At 51.6% G+C, this 26,814-nt stretch carries 18 protein-coding genes; all 18 read right to left on the bottom strand.

Going from position 1 to position 26,814, the window contains the following annotated elements; translation table 11 throughout:
• Nucleotides 1-212: 212 nt before the first annotated feature.
• Nucleotides 213-2,672 carry a DNA gyrase subunit A gene (gene gyrA, locus P0X86_RS12475; protein WP_036665571.1) on the bottom strand — a complete coding sequence of 820 codons (2,460 nt, stop codon included), beginning with the start codon at nt 2,670-2,672 and terminating at the stop codon, nt 213-215.
• Nucleotides 2,673-2,683: 11 nt separating this feature from the next.
• Complete coding sequence (parE, locus tag P0X86_RS12470) at nt 2,684-4,663, bottom strand: DNA topoisomerase IV subunit B (RefSeq protein WP_096773323.1); 1,980 nt, start codon at nt 4,661-4,663, stop codon at nt 2,684-2,686.
• A gap of 114 nt (nt 4,664-4,777) precedes the next feature.
• On the bottom strand, nt 4,778-5,767 hold the full coding sequence (locus P0X86_RS12465; RefSeq protein WP_277748591.1) for an ABC transporter permease: 990 nt from the start codon (nt 5,765-5,767) through the stop codon (nt 4,778-4,780).
• Entirely contained in the window at nt 5,760-6,728 is a 969-nt protein-coding gene (locus P0X86_RS12460; RefSeq protein ID WP_213577834.1) for an ABC transporter ATP-binding protein, read from the bottom strand. Before P0X86_RS12460 ends, P0X86_RS12465 begins: the two co-directional genes overlap by 8 nt.
• A gap of 35 nt (nt 6,729-6,763) precedes the next feature.
• A complete protein-coding gene (locus P0X86_RS12455; RefSeq protein ID WP_277748590.1) occupies nt 6,764-7,615 on the bottom strand; it encodes a GDSL-type esterase/lipase family protein in 852 nt (283 codons plus the stop codon).
• 144 nt (nt 7,616-7,759) lie between these two features.
• Nucleotides 7,760-8,503, bottom strand: a complete 744-nt coding sequence (locus P0X86_RS12450) for a CAP domain-containing protein (RefSeq protein WP_277748589.1) — start codon at nt 8,501-8,503, stop codon at nt 7,760-7,762.
• Nucleotides 8,504-8,847: 344 nt separating this feature from the next.
• Nucleotides 8,848-9,309: a GNAT family N-acetyltransferase gene (locus P0X86_RS12445; RefSeq protein ID WP_009591358.1), complete on the bottom strand. Its 462-nt coding sequence runs from the start codon at nt 9,307-9,309 to the stop codon at nt 8,848-8,850.
• A gap of 141 nt (nt 9,310-9,450) precedes the next feature.
• Nucleotides 9,451-11,316, bottom strand: a complete 1,866-nt coding sequence (locus P0X86_RS12440) for an ABC transporter ATP-binding protein (protein ID WP_009591381.1) — start codon at nt 11,314-11,316, stop codon at nt 9,451-9,453.
• Nucleotides 11,313-13,091, bottom strand: coding sequence for an ABC transporter ATP-binding protein (locus P0X86_RS12435; RefSeq protein ID WP_015734598.1), 1,779 nt, complete (start codon nt 13,089-13,091; stop codon nt 11,313-11,315). Before P0X86_RS12435 ends, P0X86_RS12440 begins: the two co-directional genes overlap by 4 nt.
• 516 nt (nt 13,092-13,607) lie before the next feature.
• A complete protein-coding gene (locus tag P0X86_RS12430) occupies nt 13,608-17,249 on the bottom strand; it encodes a dynamin family protein (protein WP_277748588.1) in 3,642 nt (1,213 codons plus the stop codon).
• 204 nt (nt 17,250-17,453) lie between these two features.
• Nucleotides 17,454-17,735 carry a hypothetical protein gene (locus P0X86_RS12425; protein ID WP_015734596.1) on the bottom strand — a complete coding sequence of 94 codons (282 nt, stop codon included), beginning with the start codon at nt 17,733-17,735 and terminating at the stop codon, nt 17,454-17,456.
• 258 nt (nt 17,736-17,993) lie between these two features.
• Nucleotides 17,994-18,665, bottom strand: a complete 672-nt coding sequence (gene nth, locus P0X86_RS12420) for an endonuclease III (RefSeq protein WP_009595169.1) — start codon at nt 18,663-18,665, stop codon at nt 17,994-17,996.
• Between the two features lie 85 nt (nt 18,666-18,750).
• On the bottom strand, nt 18,751-21,480 hold the full coding sequence (locus tag P0X86_RS12415; protein ID WP_277748587.1) for an S-layer homology domain-containing protein: 2,730 nt from the start codon (nt 21,478-21,480) through the stop codon (nt 18,751-18,753).
• A 78-nt stretch (nt 21,481-21,558) separates the two neighbouring features.
• Nucleotides 21,559-22,161, bottom strand: coding sequence for a GerMN domain-containing protein (locus tag P0X86_RS12410; protein WP_277748586.1), 603 nt, complete (start codon nt 22,159-22,161; stop codon nt 21,559-21,561).
• A 38-nt stretch (nt 22,162-22,199) separates the two neighbouring features.
• Nucleotides 22,200-23,585 carry an N-acetylmuramoyl-L-alanine amidase family protein gene (locus P0X86_RS12405; protein WP_277748585.1) on the bottom strand — a complete coding sequence of 462 codons (1,386 nt, stop codon included), beginning with the start codon at nt 23,583-23,585 and terminating at the stop codon, nt 22,200-22,202.
• 201 nt (nt 23,586-23,786) lie between these two features.
• The gene (locus P0X86_RS12400; protein WP_277748584.1) at nt 23,787-24,482 is read right to left on the bottom strand and encodes a GerMN domain-containing protein; all 696 of its coding nucleotides are present in this window, start codon (nt 24,480-24,482) and stop codon (nt 23,787-23,789) included.
• A 41-nt stretch (nt 24,483-24,523) separates the two neighbouring features.
• Nucleotides 24,524-25,960, bottom strand: coding sequence for an N-acetylmuramoyl-L-alanine amidase family protein (locus P0X86_RS12395; protein WP_192572447.1), 1,437 nt, complete (start codon nt 25,958-25,960; stop codon nt 24,524-24,526).
• A gap of 235 nt (nt 25,961-26,195) precedes the next feature.
• A complete protein-coding gene (leuD, locus tag P0X86_RS12390; protein WP_015734590.1) occupies nt 26,196-26,798 on the bottom strand; it encodes a 3-isopropylmalate dehydratase small subunit in 603 nt (200 codons plus the stop codon).
• Nucleotides 26,799-26,814: the final 16 nt, after the last annotated feature.

Raw genomic sequence — 26,814 nt, 5'->3', positions numbered from 1 at the left:
CGACAAAACCCGTCATGCCTTGTGTGACGGCGTTTCTCAACATTCAGCTTACTTCGACAGCGCCAGACATATGTCAAATAGTATAAATTTAAATATGCGTCATCCAACGCTAAATACAACAAAAGCACCCCGACAACCGTTCATCGAAGGTGCTTTCGTCCATTCATCTCTATTCAAACCATATCCGAATTAAAGGAAAGGCTCGCTCTTGCCTAACCTTCTTTGCCTAACTCTGCATGCGGGAGACTGACCAAATCGACAATCTGCCCGTTCTTGCCGACATCGGCCAGTAGTTTACCAATCGATTTACGCTCCATAATCGGAACCTTCTCCGTGTGAATCGGGAAAGCTTGCCCGTCTTCGCTATAAGCGTTAATCTGCAGCGGCTCGCGACAATAGAACGCGCCGACGATGGCGCTGCCGTTAGGCTTCACCCGCTTGCCTTCCTTGAACTCAAACGTGGCCATGCCTTTTCCGCCGCGGCTTTGGGCCGGATAATCCAACAGCAAGCTTCGCTTGCCGTATCCAAGATCCGTGATAGTCAAAATCTCGCCTTCATCGTTCTCCACCCATAATGCCGCAACGACCTCGTCCCCGTCTCGAAGCTGGATTCCCCGAACCCCGCCGGAAACGCGTCCCATGGCATTGACTTCCTGTTCATTGAAGCGGATGCTCATCCCTTCTTTCGAGATCAGCACGATATCTTTATTGCTGTCACTCATAACGACCTGGATGATGCTGTCTTCCGCAGCTACCTTCGCTGCCGCAACCGCGCCAGACCGTTTGGTTACGTACTCCTTGAGATCTGTCCGCTTCACTTGCCCTTTGCGGCTCACGAAGACAAGCGATTTGCCCGCTTCGTCAAAGTTCGAAACCGGGATGACCGATACGATATGGTCCTCTTTCGGTACCTGGATCACGTTAACGATGGCCGTACCGGCATCTTTCCACTTGTACTCCGGAACCTGATGCACCGGCAATAAGAAATATTGCCCGCGGCTCGTGAAGATCAGCAGATTCTCCAGGGTATTGACTTCAAACAACCGCGTGATGTAATCCCCTTCCTTGACGCCTGAGCTTTCCAGCTCACCGCCGCTGCGGGTGAAGGATAACATGCTGGTACGCTTAATATAGCCTTCATTCGACAAGGTTACGAGCACATCCTCGGCGTTAACAAGCACTTCAAGATTCACCTTGATCTCTTCCACTTCTTCCTGGATAACCGAACGCCGGTCGATGCCGTACTTCTCCCGAATTTCGATCAGCTCTTTGCGAATGACGCCAATCAGCTTCTTATCGCTGTCGAGAATCGCACGCAAGCCCTCGATTTTCTTCGTCAGCTCGTCCAGCTCTTTTTGCAGGGAATGAATTTCAAGGTTGGTAAGACGGTATAATTGCAGCGTCAGAATCGAGTCGGCTTGTCTCTCCGTGAAACCGAACATCCATTGCAGATTGTTCTGGGCATCCTGGCGATTCTTGGAAGCCTTAATAGCCGCAATCACTTCGTCCAGTATGTTGAGCGCCTTGACGAGGCCTTCCAATACATGTGCCCGATCCTCGGCTTTCTCCAGCTCGAACTGCGTCCGGTGGGTGACGACTTCACGCTGATGGTCGATATAGGCCGACAGCATCGCTTTAAGCCCCAGCTGCTGAGGGGTTTTGTTCACGATGGCAACCATATTGAAATTGTACGTAATCTGCAGGTCGGTTTTCTTGAACAAATAAGCCAGAATCCCGTTCGCGTCGGCATCCTTCTTCAGCTCCACGACGATGCGAAGCCCTTCCCGTCCGCTCTCGTCCCGTACCTCGGCGATGCCTTCGACTTTTTTCTCGAGACGAATGTTTTCCATCGCCGTAACCAGTCTGGACTTAACAACCTGATAAGGAATTTCCGTGATGACGATCTGCTGTTTACCACCACGGAGCGATTCGATGTCCGTCTTGGATCGCAGATAGACCCGGCCTTTGCCTGTCCGATAGGCATCCAAAATGCCTTCGCCGCCCATGATGATACCGCCGGTCGGGAAGTCCGGGCCTTTTATGAACGTCATGATCTCGTCCAGCTCGATCTCCGGCTTTTGCATGACGGCGATGCACGCATCGATCACTTCACGCAGATTGTGAGGCGGGATTTCAGTGGCGAAGCCCGCGGAAATGCCGCTAGCTCCGTTCACAAGCAGATTCGGGTACCGCGAAGGCAGCACAACCGGCTCCTTCGCCGTGTTATCAAAATTGTCCTTGAAGAGCACGGTACGCTTCTCGATATCGCGCAGCAGCTCCATGGCAATCGGCGACAGCCTGGCCTCGGTATAACGCATTGCTGCTGCCGGATCATCGTCCTGGGAACCCCAGTTTCCGTGACCGTCCACAAGCACATGTCCCATTTTCCATGGCTGGGCCATCCGAACCATGCCTTCATAAATCGATGAGTCCCCGTGCGGATGGTAGTTACCCATGACATCCCCGACGGTTTTCGCCGATTTGCGGTATGGTTTATCCGGTGTGTTACCCGAATCGTACATGGCGTACAGAATCCGACGCTGAACGGGCTTCAGGCCGTCACGAACGTCCGGGATCGCCCGGTCCTGAATTATATACTTGGAATACCGGCCAAATCGGTCACCTACAACCTCTTCCAGAAATGCCGGCAAAAATTGCTCCGATAAACTCATTCATTCACCTTCTATTCCTCAAACTCCGCGAAGTTGACATTTTCAACGATCCACCGCTTGCGGGGATCTACCTTATCTCCCATCAGCGTAGACACGCGCCGCTCCGCTTTGGCGGCATCTTCGATTTGAACCTGCAGCAAGGTGCGTGTTTCCGGGTTCATCGTCGTTTCCCATAACTGCTCCGGGTTCATCTCGCCCAGTCCCTTGTAGCGCTGCAGTTCAAAATTTTTGAATTCCTTCAAATAATTAGCCAGCTGCTCATCCGTCCAGGCATACCGCACGGTTTCCAGCTTGCCGGATTTGCTGGCGATTTTATACAACGGAGGCTGCGCGAGATAGACGCGGCCTTCATCAATCAACGGCTTCATGTATCTGTAGAAGAACGTGAGCAGCAGCACCTGAATGTGGGCTCCATCCGTATCCGCATCGGTCATGATGATGATTTTCGAATAATTGCTGTCCCCGGCGGTAAACTCCGTGCCGATCCCCGCGCCGATCGCGGATACGATCGCACGGTATTCGTCATTCTTCAGGATGTCGGCCAGCTTGGATTTTTCCGGGTTCATCGGCTTCCCTTTAAGCGGCAGGATCGCCTGGATCTTCGAATCCCGCCCCTGTTTCGCCGAGCCGCCAGCGGAGTCCCCTTCGACAATGAACAATTCGGTTCGCGAAAAATCCTTGGACTGGGCCGGTGTCAGCTTGCCCCCAAGATTGGAACTCTCGCTGCGCTTCTTGCCGCTGCGCATCTCATCCCTTGCCTTCCGGGCCGCTTCGCGCGCTTTGGAGGCCTGAATGGCCTTCTTCAGCAGCGTTTGGGCGACCTGCGGATTTTCCTCTAGGAAAATTTGCATCTTCTCGGTAACGATGCTGTCCACCGCGCTCCGCGCAGAGGCGCTTCCCAGCTGGTCCTTCGTCTGACCCACGAATTCGACCTCAGCCATCTTGACGCTGATTACGGTCATCATGCCTTCCCGGAGGTCATTCCCCTCCAGATTCTTGTCCTTTTCCTTCAGAAGATTGTTCTTTCGTGCATAATCGTTCATGACGCGGGTATACGCCGTCTTGAAGCCCGTCTCATGCGTACCGCCTCCGCGCGTCGGGATCGAGTTAACGAACGAGGCCAGCGTTTCGGTGTATCCTGCATTATATTGAAGGGCGATTTCGACTTCGATGTCATCCTTCTCGGCATAAAAATGGATCACATCGTGCAGCACGTCCTTGCCTTCATTCAAGAACTGCACGAACTGGCTTGCGCCGCCTTCATAAAAAAATTCTTCCCCATTCCCGCTCCGCTCGTCTTTCAAGACGATCCGGAGTCCTGAATTCAGGAAGGCGATCTCCTGTAAGCGCTCTGCAAGCGTGTCGTAGTTCAGATGCGTTCCCGCGGTAAACACGCGCGCGTCCGGTTTAAACGTGATTTTCGTCCCTGTTTTGTTCGTATTGCCCAGCACCTCAAGACCGGTTACCGGTTCTCCGACATGCTCTTTTCCTTTTTTGTCCTGCCAGTACTCGAAGCGTTGGCGGTGAATTTTACCTTCGCGGTATATCTCCACTTCCAGCCACTCGGACAGCGCATTGGTTACGGATGCGCCAACGCCGTGAAGGCCGCCGGACTTCTTGTATCCGGAACCGCCGAATTTGCCGCCGGCATGCAAAATCGTGAAGACCACCTGCGGCGTGGGAATGCCTGTCTTGTGCATCCCGGTCGGAATGCCGCGCCCGTTATCGTATACCGTCGCGGATCCGTCTTTATGCAAAGTAATTTCAATTCTCGAGCAGTACTTGGCCAAATGCTCGTCTACGGCGTTGTCCACAATTTCCCATACCAGATGATGCAGACCCGACGAGCTTGTGCTCCCTATGTACATGCCTGGCCGTTTGCGTACCGCAACAAGGCCTTCGAGCACTTGAATGTCGTCAGCATCGTATCCTGAACGGTTAGTACCGCCGTTCTTTGATGACTCTGCAAACATATCGATCTGTTCGACCATTCATGCTCCTCCTTCAATTTCACGTATCTCGTGTTTTCTATTTCTACATTCCAATATTTTAGAAGAACGCGGTTCTCTAAAAAATGCAAACAAATGTTTCATGCTTTGTCCATTTTAATTCAAGATATCCCTTCTCGTAAAGACACTGAATGCAACAATAACCGCACAAATCGCCCAAATGGCTAATACGGCAAGGGAAAAATTCAAGGTCATGCCCTCGATCGGCGGCAAATTGCCCGCCAAATAACTGGTCAAATTCAGGTTTACCATGAACAAATATTTCGCGCTGCTCCATGCCGACGCCATATTCGTCAGAATATTTCCGGCGATCAATGCCGCCATCATAATGACGATGCTGGCCGCCGTGCTTCGAACCAGGACGGATACCATAAAAGCCAGCATGCCGACGCATACGCCGACAAACCAGACCAAACCGCCCTGCATCAGCAAATACTTCCATTGGGGCACCGCATGAACGCCGGACATATCCACGTCTGACCCGACAATTTGGAAACCCGTGAATACCGGGATGTCAAACCCTTTGTAGCCGAAAGCGAGACCCGAGATCAGGTAAGCGATGACAAAGGTGGAAACGACAATGAGCGACGTGAACATAATCAAGGCTACCAGTTTGCTCAGCAGCACTTTCCAGCGCTTTACCGGCCTTGTCAGGAGCATCTTAATGGTGCCGGTCGTCCGCTCTCCGGAAACGATATCCGAAGCAATGGCCATGATGAGCAGCGGAATAAACAAGGATATCGCATTGTTCAGATATTCCCGCGTGAACGTTACCCCGTTTGGTTGATTAGGATTCACATCATGCTGCAAATAATACTGCATCTGCTGAATAAAGATTTGCCGATATCGTTTCCATTCATCCGGCACCCGGTCACTGCTAAGCGAATTCTCATTATCCGTGATCCGCTGCTGAAGCTCAAGCCGCCAGTCGCTGTTAAACTTCTCCCTGCTCCGCTCTGCGGACTTCATCTGGGCGTATGTAAACATGGGCACTAGGACGAGGAGAACCAGAAGAACCACATAAAACCGCTTACGCTTGATAATTTTGATGCATTCGTTCTTGATCAGGGGCAACAGGTTACTCAATGCTCTCACCCTCCGTCATCTGCAGGAACAGCTGCTCCAGCGTAGGATTGATCCGATGAACCTCCCGGACCTGCACGCCGGCGCCAACCAGCCTTTCCACAGCCCTTGATGCATGTGCAGCATGCATTCGGGTCACAACAGCATCCGGTGACATGCCTGCCAGTACATTATCGTCAAGCACATCCTCCGGGCGGTCCACGATCTCGCAATAATCCAGCTTCTGCAGAATTCGTTTACCCTGCACGGCGGGATTCAGATCCCAGATGACATGATCGCTGCTGCCGGCAATCAATTCATCGACCTCGCCTACCGCAAGCACCCTTCCGCTGCTGATGATGGCTACCCGATCGCATAACAGCTGAATTTCGCTCAGCAGATGGCTGGAAACAAATACAGCCAAGCCCTCCTCGGCCAACTGATGGATGAACTGCCGCATTTCTTTGATTCCCTTCGGGTCAAGACCGTTCGTCGGCTCGTCCAGAATGAGCAGCTTCGGCCTGCCGAGCAAGGCCTGGGCGATCCCCAAACGCTGCCGCATGCCAAGTGAATAAGTGCTGACCTTGTCATGGATTCTTCGATCAAGCCTGACCGTATCCACAACTTCCTGTATCCGCTGATCGTCAATGCCGGGCTGCATTCTCGCAAAATGCTCGAGATTTTCCCAGCCGGTCAAATACGAATACATCTCCGGATTCTCCACGATGGAACCAATATAGCGCAGCGCCTGCTCCTGCTGGCGGTTCACATCGTAACCGCAGACCTCGATCCTGCCGGATGACGGCTTGATCAAATCCACAAGCATTCGGATCGTGGTTGTTTTTCCTGCTCCGTTCGGCCCCAGGAACCCGAATATTTCGCCCGCGCGCACATCGAACGACACATCATGTATAATCCATTTTCGACCGATTTTCTTTTTTACATGCTGGACGGATAGTACGATTTCCTGCGCTTGTTCATTCATCGATTTCCATCTCCCCACCTGACATCCTCTTCATGCTACAGCATACCTTCTACAATTCGATCCGCGATGGCCTGATATCCTGCCCCGTTCGGATGAAAATGGTCCGTGGACAGATACTCGCCGAGCTTATGCTGAAACAGATCGAATGTAGGGACAAGCGTCATATTGGGATCCCGGTTTACGAGCTCCATGACCGCATGATTCCATGCTGAGACCACGACATTGCCGGGTATCAGCAATTCTTCCAAATCGGAAAAGGGATGATACAAGCCGATATAAACAATGCGGGCATTCGGATTAATATCCCGAATCTTCTCAAGAATTGTCTGCAAGCGTTCGGAGGCCTGCGGCAATGCGCCCATCAGCATGGCTGGATCGAGCTCCAGCTCGCCGGCATCCGCCGCCCCCTCCATCAGCCCGCTTCCTTGAAAGATATCATTGCCCCCGATAGACAGCATAATGACGTTGGCTTCCTTCAAGGCATACTGTATTCCCTTGTCGTCCAGCTTAGGGAGAAGTCCCTCGGTGGTCATTCCGTTTATCGCCAGATTGGCCAGCAGGCTGGCCGTTCGTCCATCGCCGTTCAATTGTTCGACGCTTCGGCGGACAAAACCGCCCCCGGTACTGTCCCCCGTTCCCTTGGCAAGCGAGTCTCCGATCGCCGTCACTTTCAGATCATTTGGCAGCACCGCTTCCGACGAAGCTCGTTCCGGCTTCTGCGGCGCAGTCTCTTGGCCTGGCGCGGCGGATTCGCCGCCGGTGAGCAAGGGCTGACCTTGAGGATCATTAATATCCTTAAACGCATACACGAAACCGAATATAAGCACAATCGTTACGATAATCGACACGGAGGCCGTGATACGCCATATCCATGCAGATGACTTCATGACATTCCCCCTACAAAAATCCTCATGTACATTACCTTAAGACTTCTATAAAAAATTTGCAAATCAAAACACGCAAAGAAGACTGCCCCGGACGCAGTTTTCTGCGCGCCCGGGGCAGCCTATCATGTAAAACAACATCCGTGCTTATTGGCTGATGAATTCCTGAACCCAGTATCCGTTGTAATATCCAACACCGATCATGGTGAAATTAGGAGACAGGATATTTTCGCGGTGACCTTGGCTGTTCATCCAAGAGTTCATGACTTCCTGCGGCGTGCGCTGCCCTTTAGCGATATTCTCGCCGGCATAGCCGTAAGAAATGCCGTAAGCCTTCATCATATCAAATGGAGAGCCGTGCGTTGGCGAAGTGTGGCTGAAATAATTGTTATTGCTCATGTCCTTCGCTTTGTCCAGTGCTACCGTTGTCAGCTTGGCATGTACCGTGAGCGGCTTCAGGCCAGCTTTCGAACGCTCTTGGTTCACCAAGTTGACAACTTCGGAAGCAAAATTCGATTGCTCCGTTGTGCCCGCAGATTCGGAAGGCTGGGACGGAGTCGTAGATGGCTTGCTCACAGGCTTGCTTGCTTCTGGTTTGCTTACTTCCGGTTTGCTTGCTTCCGGTTTGCTGGTCTCAGGCTTGCTTGTTTGAGGCGTCTCTGCAGGCTTGTCCGCCTGAGGCTTTTCCGTTTGCGGTTGTTGGACGACCACCCATTTAAACTGCGACTCCAAGCCTTGGCTCTCCAGGAATTTCTGGATCTTCTGTTGCCAGTTTACATAATTATTGCTATCAGCAGGTGCAGCCGAAGCCGTTGTCGGCAGCATAATGCCAACAGCCAATACAGCCGCGATACTGCCGCCTGCGATTTTCTTTATCCAATGGTTGTTCATGAATACTCATCTCCTATGCTCATAGTTGTAGAGTTTGCTTGATCGCCGTTCTAATATGTTGAACTTGATGGGTGTGGGGCGGTCAGGCATTGGTTACATTTTTGTAATCAGGTACGAACACATTGTAACACATTTGATACCTTCGGCAATCCTACAATTGTTGGAAAGGAGTCCTTGAATTCCTACTTTATGCTCAGGGCCCCAGAAACCAATACCGGTCCTGATCGAATGAATTCCTTATATCTGTGATAAGCGAGTAAAATCTTCTAAACTTCCATAGAATCTAGGTCATAACAAGAAAAAACCCACCCCGAAAACGGGGTGGGTTAATGAAAAGGCCCAGGCTACAGCTTTTTGCTGAACTGGTAACCAGCCTTTTCAAATCCAATATGTTCATAAAATGCATGTGCGGGAGCAAGTTCTTCCCGGTTGCCGCTTGTGAGAAACAAGAGGTGGCTACCATGCTGTCTTCCCCATGTCTCTGCACCGCGAATCAGTCGTTTGCCAATTCCTTGGCCGCGGTAGCTTGAGGTTACAATAACCGAAGTAATTTGAGTGACCGGTTCGGTCATAGTGAAGGATTTGACTTGACGAAGCATGATCATGCCGACGACGTCTCCATCAACCTCGGCAACCAGGTTGCCGTATAACGGGTTGTCGTTCATGGACTCCATCCGTTCACGCATGACGTTGAGCGTGGTCGGATAATTCAGTTCTCGCATCAAGGATGTGACAGCTTCCAAATCATTCTTCTCAAAGTTTCGAATCAGCAGTGCAGGCGCAGAAATTACGCTTTCGATGCTCATTATACCCTCATGCTTCCCTTCTTCTATGAATTCTGAGTAAACTCTACTTCTATTTTGTAAGTTTATGAAGAAGATTGCAAGTATCAAGCGACATTTTTTTTACATTTGTGTCCGTTTTGTTAAACCTTTGTTAAGCCGTTTTTACAAAAATCGGTATTGTGCTTCAATCAGCCCATGATATGTCCCCTGCTTCTGCATAAGCTGGTCGTGATTTCCTTCTTCGATGATCTTCCCGTGATCCAGCACGACGATATGATCGGCATGGCGGATCGTTGATAAACGGTGCGCCACGATGAAGGAGGTACGTCCCTGAAGCAGCACTTTAAGGGCACTCTGGATTTTTAATTCCGTCTCGGTATCGATACTTGCCGTTGCCTCATCCAGAATCAAAATCCGCGGGTCGGCAAGGAGCGCCCTCGCAAAGGATAGCAGCTGCCGCTGCCCCATGGACAGCATGTTACCGCGTTCCTCGACCTCGGTATCGTAGCCGCCCGGCATCTGGACTATAAACTCATGGGCGCCCACAGCCTTGGCCACGTCTTCAATCTCCTCATTGGTCGCATCCAGACGGCCAAAGCGGATATTATCCCGAATCGTACCCGAGAATATAAAGGTATCCTGCAGCACGATGCCGATCTGATTCCTGAGGCTTTCTACCGTCACCGATTGAATATCGTACCCGTCGATGGTTAACTTACCGTCCGTAATATCATAAAAGCGGCTGAGCAAATTAATGATGGTACTTTTGCCTGATCCGGTATGACCGACCAACGCAATCGACTGGCCTGCCTTCACGTCCAGATTGATGCCTTTTAGAGCCTGGCGTCCTTTTTCGTATTCAAACACCACATTCTCCAGCTTGATGTCCCCTTTAATGGTCGGCAATTTCTTCGCGCCAGGCTGATCATCGATGCTCGGCTTCTCGTCTATGAATTCAAAGATACGTTCGGACGATGCCATCGCGACAAGCAGCTGGTTATACATTTGGCCGAGCCGATTGATCGGCTCCCAGAAGTTCCCGACATATTGGGTAAAGGCAATCAACAGACCGATCGTGAGCTCGCCTTGCTGAATCAATACGGCCCCAAGCCAGAACAAGATCAGGGAACCGAACCCCCCGGTAATCTCGATAAGAGGCCCAAACCCTTGGTTCATGGCCGACGCCCTATCCCAGGACTTTTTGCTGTCCAGGTTCATGTTATCAAAAAATTTCATATTTTCTTCTTCTTGCGTATAAGCTTGGGTAACGCGGATTCCCTGAATGGATTCGTTCAAGTGGGAGTTGATCCGCGAGTTCCGGATCCGTACTTCCTGCCATGCACGCCGGATGCGCACACGGAGTTTCGTAGAGATAAAGAACATGATCGGAACGGTAACGATAACAGCTAGACCAAGCTTCCAGTTAATTAATAGCAGGATGACTACGATACCGACAAGCTGCACGCAGTCGATGATCAGATTGACAACCCCGTTCGTAAACAAATCCTGCAGGGAGTTGACATCGTTCGTAACGCGAACCAGCACGGATCCCGCCGGACGCTTGTCAAAGAAATTAAAGGATAGGCGCTGTATATGCTGGAACAAATCTGCTCGAAGGTCATAGATAACCCGCTGACCAATGATATTCGTAAACTTGATCCGGAATATCCCGGCAACCCATTGAATGATATACATCGCCAGAACGGCGATCGTAATCTGATACAGCAGGGTCAGGCTCGGATTTCCTTCCTTCGGGTCAATGGCCTGGTCGATAGCCAAACTCGTCAGGAATGGAATGGCAAGCTTCGTAATCGTGCCGATAATCATCATGAGGCCGATCAACGGGAGAATCTGTTTGGCATATGGTTTCATATACGAGATCAGACGCGTCAGCTGCGTCCAGTTAAACGGCTTCTCGATCGCATCGTCGTCCTTGTATACAAAACGTTCATTGGTTTCTTCCGAAGGCTTCCGCGGCCTCGGAATCTTTTGTTTCTGATGCGGTTCAGTATTTACGTTGGCGTTCATGCTTGCACCTGCCCTGGCGTACCTCCTGCTTGAGCTTGCTTTGCAATCAGGTCCGCATATTGTATTTTGTACACATCCTGGTAAGGTCCCGGCACCGCAATCAAATCGTTATGCTTGCCGCGCTGCACGACTCTACCTTCATCCAGAACGAGAATTTCATCCGCATGACGCAAGGAAGAAATACGGTGAGCGATAATAAAGGTCGTTCTGCCGTTCATGACTTCCTGGAAACCGGATTGGATTTCATGCTCTGTTTCCATGTCCACTGCGCTGGTGGCATCATCCAGGATCAGGATTTTCGGGTCCTTCAGAAGGGCACGGGCAATCGCGATCCGCTGCTTCTGTCCGCCGGAAAGACCCATCCCCCGTTCACCGACAATGGTATCGTAGCCATCCTTCATTTCCATAATGAAGTCATGTGCCTTGGCCAGCTTGGCTACCCGAATGATTTCATCCATGCTGACGTCCTTCATCCCGTAAGAAATATTGTTGCGGATGCTGGACGAGAACAGGAAAGTCTCTTGGAAGACCGTTGCAATCTGGCTGCGCAGACTCCGGACCTTAATATCGTTGATGTTCACGCCGTCTAATTTGATGCTGCCCTGATTCACGTTATAGGCATGCATCAAGAGCTGGATAATGGTTGACTTCCCTGAACCTGTTCCCCCCAGCAAACCGATCACGGAGCCGGGACGAGCATCCAGATTGATATCTTTGACAGCAGCCATCTTGTTGCCGTAAGCAAAGGTGACATTGTCGAACACGACATGACCCTTCACCTGGCTTGGCACCAAATCTACCGCACGCTCACGGTCTTCGACATCAATGGGCTGATTCAACAGCTCCAGCACCCGTTCACCCGAAGCCTTCGACTGCGTATAGTTGTTAATGTGGAACCCGATCCCCCAAAGAGGTCCGATTATGTACCAAATTAAGGTGAAGAATGCTGCCAGCTCCCCTACCGTCATGGAACCTTGGATAACCATGGCGCCCCCGACGGCAAGCAAAATGACGACGCTGACATTCGCAAAGAGCTCCATCATCGGGAAATAACGGGCCCACAGGGAAGAGGCGAATATCTGATTGGTTTTGTAACGCTCATTCCGTTCGGAGAATTTCTCCACTTCGTGAGGCTCGCGAGCAAAGGATTTAACGGTACGAACACCCGTAATATTCTCCTGCACCGCGGTAGTCAGCGAGCTGAGCGCCAGGCGCATCTCCTGGAACGCCGGATGGATCTTGGACTCGAATTTCAGAGCTGCGAACACCAGAAATGGCATCGCTACCAAAGTAACCAGCGTCAATTTCCAGCTGATGGTGAACATCATGATGGAACCGAAAGTCACCATCAGTACGAGGTTGAGGAGTTGGGCAAAACCGAAGCCGATAAACATCCGGATTGCTTCCAAATCCCCCGTCAGCCGCGACATCAAATCCCCTGTCCGAGCCGTGTCGTAATAGCGGAACGATAGAAATTGCAACTTTTCATAGCAGGCGTTTCGCAACGAGTAAGCCAGGTAATTCCCCAGCCTCCCTCCAAAGAATCCATGCAAAAACTGCATGAAAGCTTTAAGGATGACCACGCCCAGCACGGTGAGTGCCAGCTGCGGTACGATGCCGTAATTCTCCAGCTTGATTGCATCGTCAATCAGCACTTTTAACAGCTGCGGATAGACAAGACCTAAAGCGGTTGCAATCGCCAGACACAGAATGGAAAGAAAAAGATAACTTCGTTTCTCCCAAAAGAAGCCCTGCAGTTGCCTGAGAACATTCATGTTTATCCTCCTTTGGATTTTTTACGTTCAGGTTATGTAGCATTTATGAAGTTTATCATCGACCCGAACCCGCGGCAAAGAGAGAAAAACGTCATAAATGAGCCAAAAGGACCTAAAGGGGGCAAATAGTATAACTTATCATTGTTTCATGATGAAATCATCGGGAATTCTCATCATTACTAGGGGATATAATCACATTGTCAGTCCCTTCAACCGTTAGGCTTTATCCGCTATTTTCGACTTTTTTGAACATGCTTGAAAAAGGGTAATATCCTAAGCTGGTTTCATCCTATTCACGTTCGCTGCAGCGGATAAAAATATGCCATATCGTCCTATGCCGCTTTCATCAGGAGAGCGGTCCATCGATAATAATAGGACGAAAGACGCCCCGCCACGGATGGCATATGGGACGTCTTTCAAGGGTTCAACATGTGATTGGCGTTCATTCATGAAGTTCGCACCAGGCTGCTATTCTATTGCAACTCTTGCTTCATGCTAGACGGGAATGTTCCGTCTTTACTGCGCTGACTTTATCATGGCTTCCAAATCATCCGCCAGCTGACGCCACATCAACGGAGACTGGCCGTCCTGCAGCGAACCCAGTATGGCAGCCATGGATTCCTTCAGCTGTTCCTCCAATGCGGATACATGATGCTGCAGTGAACGTTCGCTCATTCGAACATAGTGGTCCGTCAGCTGCTCTTCCCGCAGGCCGACCACACCCGCAACGGCTTCCTTCACTTTCGGCTCAGCCGCTTCGCGCAGCTTGTAACTTCCGCCGCCCTCAAAGAAATGCTTGGGATTCTTAAAGGTCGACCAGAAGGTTAACCAATCGCCTTGGATTTGCAGCTCCGTTTCGTCCAGCTCCGGCGGTGCCCAGTCCGGATCCCGGCGTATGGCCAGTGACAGGCCCTCGGCCATGCCGTTGATATCGGCTGCGGCCTTAAATGCCGCGGCTTCGGTTAATTTGCGGCCGGCCGTCTCCAAACGAAGCGTGGTGGCCCATAGTTCCTGATCCAGCTCTACGGACATCGTTCGCATCAAATCACGTCCGCAAGCCGCAAATGCCGATTTCAAATGCCCTGCATCCTCCCGAAGCACGGAAGGATTAAACGACTCCTGGAAGAAACGGTTCATGGCATAATCCAGCCGCTGCCGCACGTGAAACAGCAGCTCGCTGCTTTCTTGACCGATGTCGCGTGCCATTTCCTGCTCCGCCAAAGCGTTAAGGCGGGCCATGGCTTGGTTTTGCACCTCTTCCAGCTCCCCGATTTTCCGCTTGCGCGTGGTCTCATCCTGAGCGGCCATTTCTGCCCACCCCCGGATACGGTCCCTCACAGAAGCGATCTCATCATAACCGGCACGCTGGGACAGCCTTGGCAGCTCTTCCACCGCAAATCGGCCCAGCGCTTCTTCGAAAACAGGGAATCCCGATGCCTGCAATTTCTCCTCGTCCCCTTGCCGCTTATTGTCCAGCGCAGCCAGACTGGAGACGGGGAAGATATGCGGGCTGCCTACGCCGCTGGCTGTAAGATTGGTGCGCACATGCTTCACCACCTCATTCAGCTCGTCTTCGGACTGAGCTAGATCAGCCGCATTGACGATAAAGAACATTTTATCCAAGGCAAAGCTGTCTTTGACCCGGCCCAGCTGGGACAGGAATTGCCGGTCCGCTTTGGAGAACGCATGGTTGTAATACGTTACGTAAACAATCGCATCCGCATTCTTAATATAGTTGAAGGTGACGCCGGTGTGCCGGGCATGCAGGGAATCCGCTCCCGGCGTATCCACCAGCACGATCCCTTGCTCCGTCATCGGACAGCTGTAATACAGATCGATCCCGTCGACAAAGCAGGATTTGGTTTCGTCCGCCACGTATCCCCGATATTCGGCCAATTCTACCGTTTCCGTGGTGCCGAGCCTGGACTCCATCTCATCCCAGCCGGAGGCGGCGGCCTTTAGGAACCCGTAATGCGGCAGGCCTGCCGGGTGAATTCCGGCCGGATTCAAACCTTCGGCCACGCTCCGCCAATTGGCCGGATTCGGTTCTTGGAGACCCAGCACGCCGAAGGAATACTTCAAATCGTCCCACCACATCTCGCGGCTCTTCATACGCACGTCTGCGGTACCATGTGATCTTCCTTCAGCCGGTGCCAATATGCGGTTCACCGCCGCCGTTGTCGGATGCGGCGATACCGGCAGGACCGACTCGCCAAGCAGTGCATTGGCGAAGGAGGACTTTCCGGCGCTGAACGCTCCGAACAGCGCCAGGGTGAACGAGCCGCCCGCAAGCGCATCCGCGCGGGCGGTCAGATCCCGCGCGGCCGACGCCAGCGCGGGGTGCGGCGCCAGCAGCGCCGCCGCTGCGCGCAGCTCGGCTGCCGCGGCCTCAAGCCGCTGGCGCCGCTGCGGTGCCGCCTGCGCAGCGGCGGCCCGGGGCGCCGTGCGCCCTTGCCCCGGCTGCGCCGCCGGGGCGCCGCCCTGGGCAGCCGCATGCGCGGGCTGCCCCTCCGGCTCCCTCACCTCCGGCAGGAGGCCGGGGGTGAGGGAGGTGCGCGGCGGGAGCAGCTCGGCCAGCTCGGCCGCGCGGGCGGCTTCCGCCTGCTGCAGGGCTGCGTAGCTGGCGGAAGCCGCGGATTGCGCCAGGAGCTCGGCGCCCTGGCGCTCCAGCTCCTGCAGACGGACGGCCGCAGCGTCCGTCAATGCCGCCTTCAGCCGGTCGGCAAGCACCAACACGGCCATGCGGTAGCTGCCCTTGATTTCCTCGGCCAGCTCCCGGTTATAGTTCAATACATATTCGCCCGACACCGTGGCTTCCGGATTCACGGTTCGCGTAATCATATCCTCCCGCACGCCCGGAAGTTCGGCGTCCATCAAACGTTCCCATTCGGCATTCCATTCCGCATGCTGCTCGACGCTATTGCGGAACAGCGAACGCAGATGCCAGTCGACCTGCGAAGAGGTCTGTTCCTCCAAACGATGATGGAAGGCCTCCAGACGGCGGCGGCGCTCTTCCTCCGTCTTGCCGCCCGAGAAGAGGAACCCGACCTTAAAGCCGGATTTCCGGCTCTCCAGGAAAGACAGGCTTAAATCCCGAACATCCGCCGGCGTTAGATTGGCATTGGCCAGCAGCTTATCGGCTTCCTTGCGGAGTTCTGCGCGAACCGATTCCGGCAGCCCCGCTACGGTTCTTTTTTGTTCTTCCAGATCCTGCAAGCGCGCTTGCAGCGCCGCTGCGGCCTCCTCGCCGCCCATTTCCTCCAGCAGCCGTTCCTTCTCCTCCTGATGACTGCGGGTATAGGCTTCCACATGCTGATCGGCAGCATGACGAACGGAGCAGGAAACGCTATGGCGCAGCAGCGGCTCCTTCCGGGATATCAGTTCGCCGATCAAAGACTTCAGCGTCTCCCATTGGTTATAGGGATGGTCCTGCACTTTAAGCGAGGTGCATAACAACCCTTTGTACGTGATCTTCCACTGGGCGAACGCCTTCTTGACGTCGTTCAGGTAAGAGGACAGCGTCAGCTCGTCATCACGATGCTTGTCGATCTGATTCACGATCAAATATAGCGGCTTCCCCCAATCCGACAGGCTCTTGGCAAACATCAGATTACTCTCCGACTGCACATGATTGTAATCCATGACGTAAAACACGATATCCGCCATATGCAGAGCGGAATGGGTCGCTAGCCGATGCCCGTCGTCGGTCGAGTCGACGCCGGGGGTATCCATCAATACTCCGTCCGCGCCAAGCAGCGGCACGTCATCCCACACTTCAATCGCGGAATACTCCCGGCCCTCCTTGCAGTATTCCGCAAGTTCGTCGATCGTTACCTTGATAGGCTCCCCATGGTCCGCGACAGTCCGGTGAATCAATGCCCGGGGCTCGCCGCTTCGAATCGTGACCACATTGGCACTCGTCGGCACCGGACCCGAGGGCAGCACCTTTTTGCCGCAAAGCGCATTGATCATGCTTGACTTCCCAGCTGAAAAATGACCGCAGAAGGCAAGCGTGAGCTCGCCGCCAGTACCCTTGCGTATCAAATCCTCGGTCAATGCGGAGGAAGACTCGTCATTCCAGTCCAAAAAACGGTCCCGGACTCTATTTAGTTCCGTCATGCTGTATCCGATTTCATCAGTCATCAACTTCAATGTCATTTCTCGCTCCTGTCCATTGATCTCTCCATCTCTGACACCATCTGTTCACATCATTTTATTTTATCACCGCTTGCGCCGTAAAGGAATCATTTCATGATCCGCCGTTTGTCCCGCTCTATGCAAAATGGCAGGCCAAGGAAGAATCGCTTCCTTGCCTGCCATGGGTTCAACATCTCATTTATTAAAACATCAAATTTGAAGAACTTAAGATACGACGGTGTTCTCTTCTGCCGGAATCAAAATTTCGAACACGTTTCCGTGCTGCAAAATGGTTAAACCGCGAGACTTATCGCGCATCACGACCACTTCCGGCTTCTGAGACATACGCTCCAAATAATGCTCGGGAGCATCCCCGGAGTGGCTGAACGTCACGCCTTCCACTTCCTGCTCTTCATTCTCGCTCAGTTGGTTCTGGCTCTCCACCACATGTTCAAAAATATCCGAGAACAATTCAAAATTGTCGGTGTAAACAGAGATGCATTTCATGTGTAATCCCATCCTCTTTTAAATTTAGCTCCTGCTGATCCGGGGTGCATTCCTTATTCACCTTGCGAATATCCGGCATTTCTATTCGGTCACAGTTGTTTCCAGATTTCCATTCGCCCATGCGGCCGAAATAGAAATCCGGAGACAAAGGCAAGCGCGCTGGCTTGCTTGCAATGATGCCCATTCGCCGGCTGTCAAAGTTCGGTGTTCTCCCGAATCAGATGAACTGTTTCTTTTTTTGTCTGTTTCTTGCTGGTGTTACGGTTGTTCCTTATTCTTCCTGACTGCTAAGGTTTTCATACGTTTCTTTCCTTCGCGGCAAACATCCAGCAGCGGGCATACCGGGCATTGCGGATTTTGAGCTTTACAGTGGTACCTTCCGAAAAAAATGATCCGATGATGCGTCATCGTCCATTCTTCACGCGGCACCCGCTTCATCAGCTTTTTCTCCACTTCCAGCACGGAATCTTTCCAAGCAGCCAGTCCAAGCCGTTTGGATACCCGCTCCACATGCGTATCCACCGCAATGGCAGGCACGCCAAAGGCGTTGGAAACGACGACATTGGCCGTCTTGCGTCCAACCCCGGGCAATTTGACCAGCTCGTCATGAGCCTCCGGTACTTCCCCGCCATACTGTTCGATCAGAATCCTGCACAAGTTCTGAATATGTTTGGCCTTGTTCCGGTATAACCCGATCCGTCTGATATCCTGCTCAAGCTCCTCGATCGGTACCGATACGTAATCCAAAGGCGTTTTGTATTTCTGAAACAGATCCTTTGTTACTTTATTTACCGTTTCATCCGTGCACTGGGCGGACAGCAGCACGGCGATGGTCAGCTCAAACGCATTGCTGTGATTCAGTTCGCAATGTGCATCCGGAAACATGCTCTCCATCGTGTCCAAAATATGCCGCACCGTTGCCGCATTCATATGATTTCCCTCCCGCAAAAAAAAATCTTGATGCGGAAATCCCCGCATCAAGACGGTGTTTCTCGAGCAATCCCAGGTCGATAATTTACTGTTTTACGATCTCAACAACGACACCGTTGTTTAAGTACAGTACAATATTATCATTTTCCTTAAGGGATTGCACGGACAAAGTCGTGTCACCTTGATGAACAAATACTTTATCGGATAACGTAAATCGGTAATTATCGTTAATCGATTTGCGTTTCACTTGAATTTCGGTGTTGTTCGCCTGCCAGAACGCACGCTCGATTTTCTCCAGGACTTGGATGATCGTTACGCCTTGAATGTCTTTTCGAATCTCTACGCGATCTCCCTGCGTCAACGTGCTTAAGTTCGAAGCCGTCGAACCATTCTTGACGACCTTGACGCCGCCGCTTACGCCTAGGGTCTGGCTGTTGCCCGAATGATCCTTCACGGTCAATACATTGCCCGAAGCATCCAAGCTGGTGACTTCGCCAAGCGTCAATTTGACTTCCGCAACCGAAACAGCCGTTAAGCCTTGAAGCGTAATATTAACGAGAGTTCCGGGACGCAGGTCTGCAAGCAGGATCGCTTGTCCGCTATCGCCGGTCAATGTTGCTTTGTCCGTGTAAATATCGCTTGTAGCGCCATTCGCTTTCACTCGAATGCGGTTTTTCGCCGGTTCGGTGAATACGACCTCGAACTGCGCGGATGTCTTGAGTTTCAGGCTCTGCAAGTAATCCTGGTTGGTCGACAGCTGCGCCGAAACCTCGTCGCCGACACGCACATCCGCCAGGGAAGCGTTCGATTTGCCGAAGATTTCTACAAGCAGCGTGCTGTTGTATGGAATTTCCTCCACTTTTCCGTTGGCGGCCACAATCGATATCACTTTCTTGGCTGTGTTAATACTGCTGATTTTACCTTCAACTTTATAAACCACTTCCAGTGAAAGCGCACGGGTGCCAATGAGCGATACGCTGACCTTGCGTCCTGCTCCGAGCAGCGGCTCCACTTTATCCAGCGTTGTTCCGTTGCTCGATTCCAGCTTCGTCTTATCGTCCAGGATGATGACGCGAGGCTGATTGTTAGCATCCTTGACGGTCAGCCAGTGCGTCTTCGCATCGTAATTGACGATGGTGACGGCATCCAGCTGTTCCATTTGACGGCCCGTTACTTCGATCTTCGTGATTTTTTCCTCGCCATTGATGGTCAGCGTCACTTGATCGCCGGATACGGCGTCAGCGAGCAAATCGGACAAAACGGGCTTCGCCACGCCACTCATAATAATTTCCGGCTTCTCTGCCAGAAACTTCGTTTCGAGCTGCGTGCTTCCGCTGCGCTTATACGTGATGGTTTTTCCGTTCTCTTCAACAGAATACAGCATCGCCTGTATCGTGCGGTCGACGCTTTGCGTGACCTCCACCGATTGAAGAATGCTGTTTTTTACCGTGAAATTCACGGCATAACCATTCTTCAGCTCCGCCGGTGACAGAATTTGATTCTGATAGCGAATGACGGTAGCATCGTCCCACGTGTACGTGTCCTCATAACCGGTGCTGTCCTTAAGGGTTACTCTTTTGTTCGCCGTGTCCACGTTTTGGACGACGCCCGCTCCCGTCTTGTTCACCAAGCCGCTCTTCACGCGGATCGACACGATTTTTTTCTGCGGGCTGTAGGTTTCGCGCTCAATGGTAAGCAAGCTGCCTGCAGCAAGCGTCTTCGGATCGATTTGGATACCGTTCTGGTCCAGGAAAACCGTGCTTGGTTCGTAACTCAGCTCTTCAAATGTACTGCCTGTATCAAGCCAAATCACGTTGTTCGGAGACAAACGGGCATAGGTGCGGTCAAACCGCTCCACCTGCTGGGTTGGATCCGTAATTTCCACGTAAGCAGCGGTTCCGTTATTCGCGACGACCACCGCTTGCGTGTATGGATTGATGTCTGAAAACTGCAATCTTTTCTCCGAATCGGACGCAAAATAAGCCGTGGAAGAATCCAGCTTGAATGAGTTCAGCTTGCCGTCGGCATACAGCTCCAGCTTGCCGTTCTCAATCGAAGCGATGGAGCCTTTGTACTGATTCTCGTAATTCGTGGTAATGTACGCTTGAGCCCGGCTGAAGAACGTTGCAAGCTGGGCACGGGTAACCGCCCCTTGCGGATCGAATTTGTTTCCGTTCACGCCTTTGGCAAGGCCCAGCTCAACCGCCACATTAACGTATCCCAAACGATCCGGGGATATCTTGGCGTTGTCCGCAAAGCCTGTCGCTTTATTTTTGGCGGCATTGGCCTCCGCGGTACGTCCAATGGAACGGACAAGCACTTCGGTTATCCATTCCCGGGATGCTTTCTGCGCGCCCCAGATGACTTTCTCGTCCGTGTATCCGGATTCTTTTTGCTTGTCGAGCAGGTTTTGCTGAAAAGCCAGTTCAACATACTTCGTAAAATAATCGTTCACTTTAACATTTGTCGGTAATGTCGCAGCGCCGCTGCTTAATTGATCCTGCATGCTTAAGAACCGGATCGCCATCGTCACAGCTTCCTGCTGCGTTACAGGATCGTTCGGACGAAACTTTCCGTTATTCCCGGTCACGATCCCCTGTGCTGCTAATTGATAAATGTACTTTTCTCCCCAATAACCGGCATTCACGTCGCTGAATACGTTAATGGCCGTTTGGGGTGCATTTGCCGTTGTCGCATGTGCTGCTTCTTCATCTGCCGAGACGATCGAAGCTCCGCCTCCGAATGCTATAAGTCCGGCCATGACGGCGGAGACCACTTTTTTGGAATGAACATGTTTGCTGTGTCTAAGTACCATTTTCTTTCCCCTCTCAATTACTACTGCTTCATCATATACTAATATTCGACAGCAGATCGTGATCTCCTTCAACCATCATTACCGAGTCATTGGATTTTCTAAATCGACATGCCCCATCAACGATTCGGTCTGCTGACCATCGACCAGAATTTGAAGTGATTTTACTTCGTCAAACTGGAAGAACGTTTTCTTGATGGCTTCGACGGCAAACGACTCGCCACCTGCACCCAAGTTGGCTTCGTCAGGGACCGTCACGTCGAGCGTCAGAGCGCCGTTCTCGAATTTCAACGAATTCAGCTCGATTTTCTCCCATAGGGGAACCATGTCGGCCTTATCGCTCTTTTGCAATGCTTGATATGCGGCTTCGTATTTTTCCTGATCTTCCTTATAAGAGATCTCTGCCGAGCCTTCAACCAGCTCCATCAAATCCGGGTCCGTATAGTAAGCTTTAATGCTCTCCGTTTTGGATTCCGGCGCTGTCGCTTCATTGCCGCCGTTCCCTGTTGACGTGCCCCCCGAACCGTTCGATGTTCCCCCATTGCTCTGTCCTGTCTGATCATCAGGTGCAGGTGTCACTTGCTCCGGCGTATCGTCCGGTGCTGCTCCGGGTTTCTGTCCGCAACCGGCACCAATCAGCATAACGGCTGCCAAAAGTCCGACTGCCCAAATTTTTCTATTCAAAATAGCCACCTCCTGCAATCACGATCACTGTCGTATCGTTAATCAACCTTCAAATAATTTTTGATGCCTCTGACAATTGCCTCGGCTACCCGATCCTGCGTTGCCGGATCAAACAGCTTGCTCTCATCGGTCTTGTTGCTCAGGAACCCGACTTCCAGCAGGGCGCCAGGCATCTTGGTCTCGCGAATAACATGGAAGTTGCCGTATCTCACTCCGCGGTCTTTTAAACCCATGGCCTTCACGATTTCTTTATGAAGGGCATTCGCCAGCGCTTTGTCAGATTCATTGTAATAATACGTTTCGGTTCCGCTTGCAGTGGATGGGCCGCTATTAGCATGTATCGATATGAAAACATCAGCCTTCAGATCATTCGCAATCTTCGCGCGATCCTTCAGCTCGAGGAAAGTATCGTTACTGCGAGTCAAAACGACTTCGATATTCTTTTCTTTGGCCAACAACTTCTCAACTTTCAGCGCCATCGCGAGGTTGAAATCCTTCTCCCTCTTCTTCGTTACCCCGATCGCTCCCGGATCATGATCTCCATGACCCGCATCAATGACCACGAGTTTCTTTCCGCCCGTACCGGGTTCCGGCGCAGGGTTAGAGGTCGTGTTGAGATCCACAATGAACAGGCCCGATCCGTTCTCAAGGCCTGATACGGTGTAGTTCTTGGCATAGTTCAGATCAATGACGATCCGCACGGTCATCGGGTTGCTGTTATACAGGGAGTAACGGACGGCTTTGACGTCCGGGTAACCCGACACCGTCATCTGGCCGCTCTTCGTCACGTCATCGAAATCGGCGTTGCTGCTGAACGTCTCGGAGAAATTCGTGTTCGCCATATCAATGACGATACGGTCCGGACTGCTGAGCTTCGATACCTTTGGCTTCGCATTGCCCGTAACGGCGACCATCAGCCTGTTTTCGCTGAAGCTGAGGCCGTCCACGGTCGACGTAGCGACGCCGGGTTCTTCGCCAGGGTTACTGCCATCGTAAGACGAGGTAAGATAGACTGCCTTCTGCGTGTTATCCCATCTTACTTGAAGGCCCATTTGCTCACTTACAAAGCGAATCGGAACGAGGGTCGTTCCGCCTCGAAGAACAGGCGCCTTCGTCATTAGAACACGCTGGCCGTTTATGTCGGCATACTGACTTCCAATCACCATCGTCACTTTTTGCCAGGCGTCTTCAACCGTTACCGTCTTCGCTGCCTTGTTCCAATTCACGTTAAAACCGAGATTTTCGGAAATGACGCGGATCGGGACCATGACGATACCGTTGTTGTTCTCCACCTTCACGCCAGATGACAGATTGATTTGTTGACCATCCAGGTAAATCCTTGCGCTGTACGAACTCGCATCCGCCATTTTAGGAAACGCAATCATGATGACAACGAGAAACATTAAAAAACCGAACTTCTTCATCCTTCACCCCTACCATCCTATTATTTTGCCATAGATTGGCGTTTCTGCACTCGGCCTGTCCGACATTACCTGACAACCTATAGACGCTTAGACTCACTGAAAGTTGCGAAATTGTTCCCTATTTACCAAAAAAACACCTATTTCGACAAGCGAAATAGGTGTTTAGTCCTTCATATGAAATTCAGAATTAGTTCCTTTGTTCTATTTTCGAGTCATAGGATGCTCCAGCTCAACATGCCCCATTAAACTCTCAATCTGATTACCGTCTACAAGCAATTCCAAGGACTTCACTTCATCGAACTGGAAGAACGTTTTTTGCAAGGCATCAATCGCAAACATTTCCCCTCCAGCTCCAAGATTCGCCTCTGCCGGCTTGGTGATATCCAGCGTCAATGCTCCGTTGTCGAACTTAAGTGATTTCAGCGTGATTTTATCCGACCATAATGGATTCAATTCGGCATCTCCGCTCTTTTGAAGACCTTCAAAAGCTTTCTTATATTTATCCTCTTCGCCCGAGTACGTGATCTCTTTGCTGGCTTCTTTCAAATCCATGATCTCCGGGTCCGTATAATAGAGTTTAATATTCGCTTTCTTCGCTTGATCCTCCGCAGCGTTCACGTCCTTCGTATCGACTGGCGTACCCGTACTTCCAGCGGATGTTTTCTCCGGCGGCGTGCTTGTTCCTTCGCTCGCGTTCACGGTAGTTGCTTCGGCTTCGCCCTGCTTCTGATCATCCGCCGCCTTGTCATCGCCCGGTTCGTCCTGCGGCGTCTGTACTTGTCCAGCTTCAGTATCCGGGCCCGTCTCGCCGGGGGCCGCAGTCGGCTTCTGTCCGCAGCCGGCACTAAATGCAAGCAGAAGCGCCAGCAATCCGGTCATCCAATATTTTTTGTTCATGGCTTGTGTCCCCCTCTAAGTTACATCAAATCTTGTACACATTATTGTACTTTAAGATATTCTTTAATACCCTCTACAATACCTTGTGCAACACGATTTTGGAAATCGTCTTTAAACAACTGGGCTTCGTCACCCTTGTTGCTCAAAAAGCCAATCTCGAGCAGGACAGCCGGCATCGTCGTTTCCCTCGTAACATGAAGGCTACCGTATTTAACTCCACGATCTTTGAGACCTGTCGCTTTTGCAAGATGTTTATGGATCACATCCGCCAATGACTTGCTGGAATCTCTCGTATAATACGTTTCCGTACCGCTGGGACTGCTGGATGCGTTGCTGTTTCCATGAATAGACACGAAAATATCTGCTTTTAAATTATTTGCGATTTTCACGCGATCGCTGAGCTCAAGATGTGAATCGTCGCTGCGAGTCATCACTACATTGATATTCTTTTCTTTTTTGAGCAGTGCTTCAACCTTAAGGGAAATATCCAAATTAAATGATTTCTCCGTTTTTCCCGTAAGGCTGATCGACCCCGGCTTGATACCACCGTGACCGGGATCAATGACAACCGTTTTCTTGCCATTCCCGGTAACCGGCGGCACCGGCGGTACGAGAATTTCGCCCTCTGCGTTCAGATCAACGATGATGATGCCCGATTCCTGGGTCACCGCAAAATCCTTAGGTCCAGTCAAATCCAATACGATACGCACGGTTGGCGGGTTGTCGCTGAACACGGCATATCGAATATTCGTAACGTCGGAATAATCCGCAGCTTCCATACTGCCGCCGTTCTGCGCGTTCACGGCATGTCCGCTTAGGAATGAAGCAGAGTAGACGGTGTCCGGAAGATCGATAACAATCCGGTCAGGCCCCGTCATGCTGAACACTTTCGGCGTCACAGCGCCTTCCGTTGCAATCATGAGACGGTTATCGCTAAAGCTGAGCCCCGTCAATGAACCCTTATTTCCAGATTCCGCAGGCGGAGGCGTCTGACTGCCCGGATTGGTTCCTTCACCTGGATCAATCTCGGCTCCGGTTGTAGGCAGCGCGGCGCTTGAAAGATACACCGCCTTCGATTGGTTGTCCCATTTCACGTCAAGCCCCATCTGCTCGCTTACAAAACGGAGGGGCACAAGCGTGGTCGGTCCATTCAAGACAGGCGCCAAATTCAGATCGACCTGGGCCCCGTTCAGCTCGGCCTGCTGGCTGCCGACCACCATGCGGACCGTCTTCTCGCTGTTTTCAACCGTTACGGTTTGGCTGGCCTTCTCCCAGCCCACCTTGAAACCGAGATTCTCGGATACCACGCGTATCGGAATCATCACATTGCCCTTCATGTTGGCGACCTGGACGCCCGAAGACAAATTCAATGGTTCCCCGTCAAGAAATATGGTCGCACTTGAAGAACTGGCCTCGCCGCTCTTCGGAAACGCCAGCAAGAAGACTATCAACACCATTACAAACCCTAACTTCTTCATGAATCCACCTCGATCATCCCATGATTGAATTTGAAAAGCAAATCTAGCAAAAAAACTTAAACTATGTAAATCAGTATTCCCGTATGCATGCTTCCGGACAAATACTGACATCAAACGTAGATCTATCTTAGCTGCTTCTGCATATTAATTCCATAATACCAAAAAAAACTTCCATTTCCTACACAGGAAATGGAAGTTTAATAATCTTGTAACCTTTTGAAGCCTGATTGCGAAATTAGGCGAACAAGCGCTCCCCATGTTTTTTCTCGTAAGCATCGATTGCACTTTCATGCTGCAGCGTCAAACCGATATCGTCCAATCCTTGAAGCAGGAATTGACGGCGGTGCTCGTCGAGGTCAAAGTCGATGTGCAATCCCTGATCATCGGTAATCGTTTTGTTCTCCAGATCCACGTTCAGTTTATAGCCTTCGTTCGATTCCGTCCGCTGGAACAGCTCTTCGACCTGCTCCTCCGACAATTTGATCGGCAGAATTCCGTTCTTGAAGCAGTTGTTGTAGAAAATATCAGCAAACGATGGAGCGATGACCACGCGGAACCCGTAGTCGAGAATCGCCCAAGGCGCATGCTCGCGGGAAGATCCGCAGCCAAAGTTGGCACGCGAGATCAGGATGGTCGAACCCTGGTAGCGAGGCTGGTTCAGCGAGAAGCTGTCGATGTTGCCTCCCTCTTCATCAAACCGCCACTCGTAAAACAGAAACTGTCCAAATCCCGTGCGTTCAATGCGTTTCAAAAACTGTTTAGGAATAATTGCGTCCGTATCTACATTCACCCGGTCGACAGGTGCGACAATACCGTTTAATTTCGTAAATGCTTGCATAAACTTCTCCTCCGTC

It is taken from the genome of Paenibacillus sp. BR1-192, from assembly GCF_029542445.1.
GTDB lineage: Bacteria > Bacillota > Bacilli > Paenibacillales > Paenibacillaceae > Paenibacillus_AQ > Paenibacillus_AQ lautus_A.
The sequence above is the reverse complement of the archived record's forward strand: the minus strand, read 5'-3'. Positions and strand labels throughout refer to the sequence as shown.